General features: G+C 67.7%; 1 protein-coding gene and 1 tRNA gene. Both read right to left on the reverse strand.

The annotated features are described in order from the left end of the window. Positions 1-149: 149 nt before the first annotated feature. The gene (gene hrpA, locus RB628_RS39435) at positions 150-4,211 is read right to left on the reverse strand and encodes an ATP-dependent RNA helicase HrpA (protein WP_318325470.1); all 4,062 of its coding nucleotides are present in this window, start codon (positions 4,209-4,211) and stop codon (positions 150-152) included. Positions 4,212-4,316: 105 nt separating this feature from the next. Beyond that, positions 4,317-4,390 (reverse strand) — tRNA-Phe (locus tag RB628_RS39440). Between the last annotated feature and the right edge of the window lie 84 nt (positions 4,391-4,474).

The following is a 4,474-nucleotide window of genomic DNA, read 5'->3' on the forward strand; positions in this document are numbered from 1 at the left end:
CCCGCGGCCTCCACCTTGACAGGGTGGCGAGCACTCCAAACTGCTCCACAGGACCAGGTTTCGCGGCACTTGATGTTGCGCTGTGCTACGAAAAGAGACTGTACAGGAGGGTGGGCCCAGGGGCGAACTCACCCAACGTACCGGGCCCGTTACGGGGCCTGCGTGTCGATCGCCTTCACGATCCGCTTGTCCGACACCGGGTATGCCGTGCCCAGCGCGTGCGCGAAGTAGCTGACGCGGAGTTCCTCGATCATCCAGCGGATGTCCACCACCGCCGACGACACCGGGCGGCCCTGCGGCAGCTGTTCGAGGAGCCACGCGTACTCGTCCTGCATCTCGTGCACCTTCTCCATGCGGGTGGTGTCCCGCTGGACGTTGGTGGGCATCTGCTGCAGACGCCGGTCCACGGCGATCAGATAGCGCATCAGGTCGGGCAGCCGCCGCAGGCCGGCCGCCGTCACGAAGCCGGGCCGTACGAGGGCGTCCAGCTGCGTGCGTACGTCCGTCAGGTTCGGGAGGAGCACGGCGCTCCGTACGCCCTTCAGACGGCGCTCGCAGGCCTGCCAGGCGGCCAGTACCTGCTGCACCTGGCCGACCGTACGGACCGTTGTGTCGACGATCTCCGCGCGCACCTTGTCGTACAGCTTCCGGTGCGACTCCTCGTCCCACGCCGGGCCCCCGAAATCGGCGATCAGTTTGTCGGCCGCGGCCATCGCGCAGTCGTCGAACAGGGCCTGGATCGAACCGTGCGGATTCGCCGACAGCGCGAGCTTCGCCGCGTTGGTCAACTTCTCGGACGCGAACTTCGCAGGATTGACCGGGATGTTGCGCAGAATCAGCCGCCGGCTGCCCTTCCACATCGCCTGCTGCTGCTCGGCCTCGGTGTCGAAGAGGCGTACGGAGACGGTGTCGCCGTCGTCGACCAGTGCCGGGTACGCCTTCACCGGCTGGCCGGCCCTGCGCGTCTCGAAGAGCGGTGTCAGGGTGCCGATCGTCCAGTCCGTCAGGCCCGTGCGTTCGAGGGACTCGCCGCCGGCGCGCTCGGCGGTGGCCGCCGCGGCCTGGGAGATGGCCTGGCGGGCCTTCGGCTTGAGCTGGAGGCGCAGTACCTCCAGGTCCTTGTCCTCGGCCAGCTTGCGGCGTCGTTCGTCGACGATGCGGAAGGTGATGCGGAGATGGTCGGGGACCCTCTCCCAGTCGAAGTCGTCGGCCGCGAACGGGACCCCGACCATGCGCTTCAACTCGCGGGCCATGGCGGTGGCCAGGGGCTCCTGCTGTGCCGTTGTGCGGCCAGAGGCCGACGGCGTCGAGGCGGCCAGGAAACGCTGCGCGAAGTTGGGTGCCGGGACGTAGTTGCGGCGGATCGGCTTGGGGAGGGAGCGGATGAGTTCCGTCACCAACTCCTCGCGCAGGCCCGGGATCTGCCAGTCGAAGCCGTCGTCCGTCACCTGGTTCAGCACCTGGAGCGGGATGTGGACGGTCACACCGTCGGCGTCCGCACCCGGCTCGAACTGGTACGTCACCCGGAACTTGAGCCGCCCCTGGTGCCAGGCGTCCGGATAGTCGTCCTTGCTGACGTCCCCGGCGCGCTCGTTGATGAGCATCGCCCGCTCGAAGTCGAGGAGTTCGGGCTCTTCATGCCGCTTGTGCTTCCACCAGGAGTCGAAGTGGGCGCCCGACACGACGTGTTCGGGGACCCGCTGGTCGTAGAAGTCGAAGAGCGTCTCGTCGTCCACGAGGATGTCGCGCCGGCGTGCCCGGTGTTCCAGCTCCTCGACCTCGGTGAGGAGCCGGCGGTTGTCCGCGAAGAACTTGTGGTGCGTACGCCAGTCGCCCTCGACCAGCGCGTTCCGGATGAACAGCTCACGGGACGCCTCAGCGTCGATGCGCCCGTAGTTCACCTTCCGCTGGGCGACGATCGGTACGCCGTACAGCGTCACCTTCTCGTACGCCATCACCGCCGCCTGGTCCTTCTCCCAGTGCGGCTCGCTGTAGGTGCGCTTGAGAAGGTGCTCGGCGAGGGGCTCGACCCACTCCGGCTCGATGCGGGCGTTGACGCGGGCCCACAGACGCGACGTCTCGACGAGTTCCGCCGACATCACGAAGCGCGGGGGCTTCTTGAACAGGGCGGAGCCGGGGAAGATCGCGAACTTGGCGTTGCGGGCACCGACGTACTCGTTCTTGACGGAGGCGTTCCGGGCGCTGTCACCGGTCGTCGTGGAAGCTCCGGTCCCGGCCGTGGTCTTCACGTCCTTCATCCCGATGTGGGAGAGAAGGCCGGCCAGGAGGGAGACGTGGACGCTCTGCTCGGGGGCGTCGTCCTCGTTGGGATGGATGCCCAACTGACGTGCCACGGTACGGAGTTGGGTGTAGATGTCCTGCCACTCGCGGATGCGCAGGAAGTTCAGGTACTCCTGCTTGCACATCCGCCGGAACGACGACGAGCCGCGCTCCTTCTGCTGCTCACGGACGTACCGCCAGAGGTTGAGCAGGGCGAGGAAGTCGGACGTCTCGTCGCGGAAGCGGGCGTGCTGCTGGTCGGCCTGCGCCTGCTTCTCGGCGGGACGCTCGCGCGGGTCCTGGATGGAGAGCGCGGCGGCGATCACCATGACCTCGCGGACACAGCCGTTCTTGTCGGCCTCCAGGACCATCCGGGCCAGCCGGGGGTCGACGGGCAGCTGGGCGAGCTTGCGTCCGGTGTCGGTGAGGCGTCTACGGGGGTCCTTCTCGGTGGGGTCGAGCGCGTTGAGCTCCTGGAGGAGCTGGACGCCGTCGCGGATGTTGCGGTGGTCCGGCGGGTCGATGAAGGGGAACTTCTCGATGTCGCCGAGACCGGCCGCGGTCATCTGGAGAATGACGGAGGCGAGGTTCGTACGGAGGATCTCGGCGTCCGTGAACTCGGTGCGGGCCTCGAAGTCGTCCTCGCTGTAGAGCCGGATGCAGATGCCGTCCGACGTACGGCCGCAGCGGCCCTTGCGCTGGTTGGCGCTGGCCTGGGAGATCGCCTCGATGGGCAGCCGCTGCACCTTGGTGCGGTGGCTGTAGCGGGAGATACGGGCGAAGCCGGGGTCGATGACGTACTTGATGCCCGGCACGGTGAGCGAGGTCTCGGCGACGTTGGTCGCCAGAACGATCCTGCGTCCTGTGTGTTGCTGGAAGACGCGGTGCTGCTCGGCGTGCGAGAGGCGGGCGTACAGGGGGAGAACTTCTGTGAACCGGTAGTTCTTCTTCGTCAGCGCGTCCGCCGTGTCGCGGATCTCGCGCTCGCCGGAGAGGAAGACGAGGACGTCGCCCTTGCCCTCGCCCTGGAGCTCCTCGACGGCGTCGCAGATCGCGGTGATCTGGTCGCGGTCGGAGTCCTCGCTGTCCTCTTCCAAGAGGGGCCGGTAGCGGACCTCCACGGGATACGTACGGCCGGAGACCTCGACGATGGGTGCGTCGCCGAAGTGCCGGGAGAAGCGTTCGGGGTCGATGGTCGCCGAGGTGATGACGACCTTCAGGTCCGGGCGCTTGGGCAGCAGCTGCGCCAGATACCCGAGCAGGAAGTCGATGTTGAGGGACCGCTCGTGGGCCTCGTCGATGATGATCGTGTCGTAGGCGCGCAGCTCGCGGTCGGTCTGGATCTCGGCGAGCAGGATGCCGTCCGTCATCAGCTTGACGACTGTCGCGTCCTGGTTCACCTGATCGGTGAACCGCACCTTCCAGCCGACGGCTTCACCGAGGGGGGTGTCCAGCTCGTCCGCGATCCGCTCGGCGACGGTACGGGCGGCGATACGACGGGGCTGTGTGTGCCCGATCATGCCGCGTACCCCCCGGCCGAGCTCCACGCAGATCTTGGGGATCTGCGTGGTCTTCCCGGACCCGGTCTCACCGGCGACGATGACGACCTGGTGATCGCGGATGGCGGCGGCGATCTCGTCCTTCTTCTGGCTGACGGGCAACTGCTCGGGATAACTGACGGCGGGCACACGACTGCGCCGCTCGGCCATCCGCAGCTCGGCCTTCGCGACCTCCGCCTCGATCTCGGCGAGAACGGAGGCACGGGCTTCCGGCTTGCGGATCCTGCGCGCACCTTCGAGCCTGCGCCCGAGCCGGTGCGCGTCGCGCAGGGACAGCTCGGTCAGGCGGGGGGCGAGATCACCGAGGGCGGAAGCGCCGGGGGCGCTGACGCCGGGGTCATGGCCGGGGGCGGAGGCGGGATGCGTAGACATACGCGGTCCAGGATCTCACCTCGGCCAAAATACTGGCGAACCCTTTTGTCTCGCCGAGCGTGGGCACGACGAAGGCCCCGTCCAACGGACGGGGCCTTCGGGTTGTGGCTGGGGCCGGGGTCGAACCGGCGACCTATCGCTTTTCAGGCGATCGCTCGTACCAACTGAGCTACCCAGCCACGAGGTTCACGTGAAACACGTAACCTCAGCGGTCCTGACGGGATTTGAACCCGCGGCCTCCACCTTGACAGGGTGGCGAGCAC

It is taken from the genome of Streptomyces sp. ADMS (assembly GCF_033441795.1).
Classification (GTDB): Bacteria; Actinomycetota; Actinomycetes; order Streptomycetales; family Streptomycetaceae; genus Streptomyces.

Bases quoted from the DNA above. Each gene is read 5' to 3' on its own strand.
- hrpA (WP_318325470.1), bottom strand. From the start codon at position 4,211: ATGTCTACGCATCCCGCCTCCGCCCCCGGCCATGACCCCGGCGTCAGC.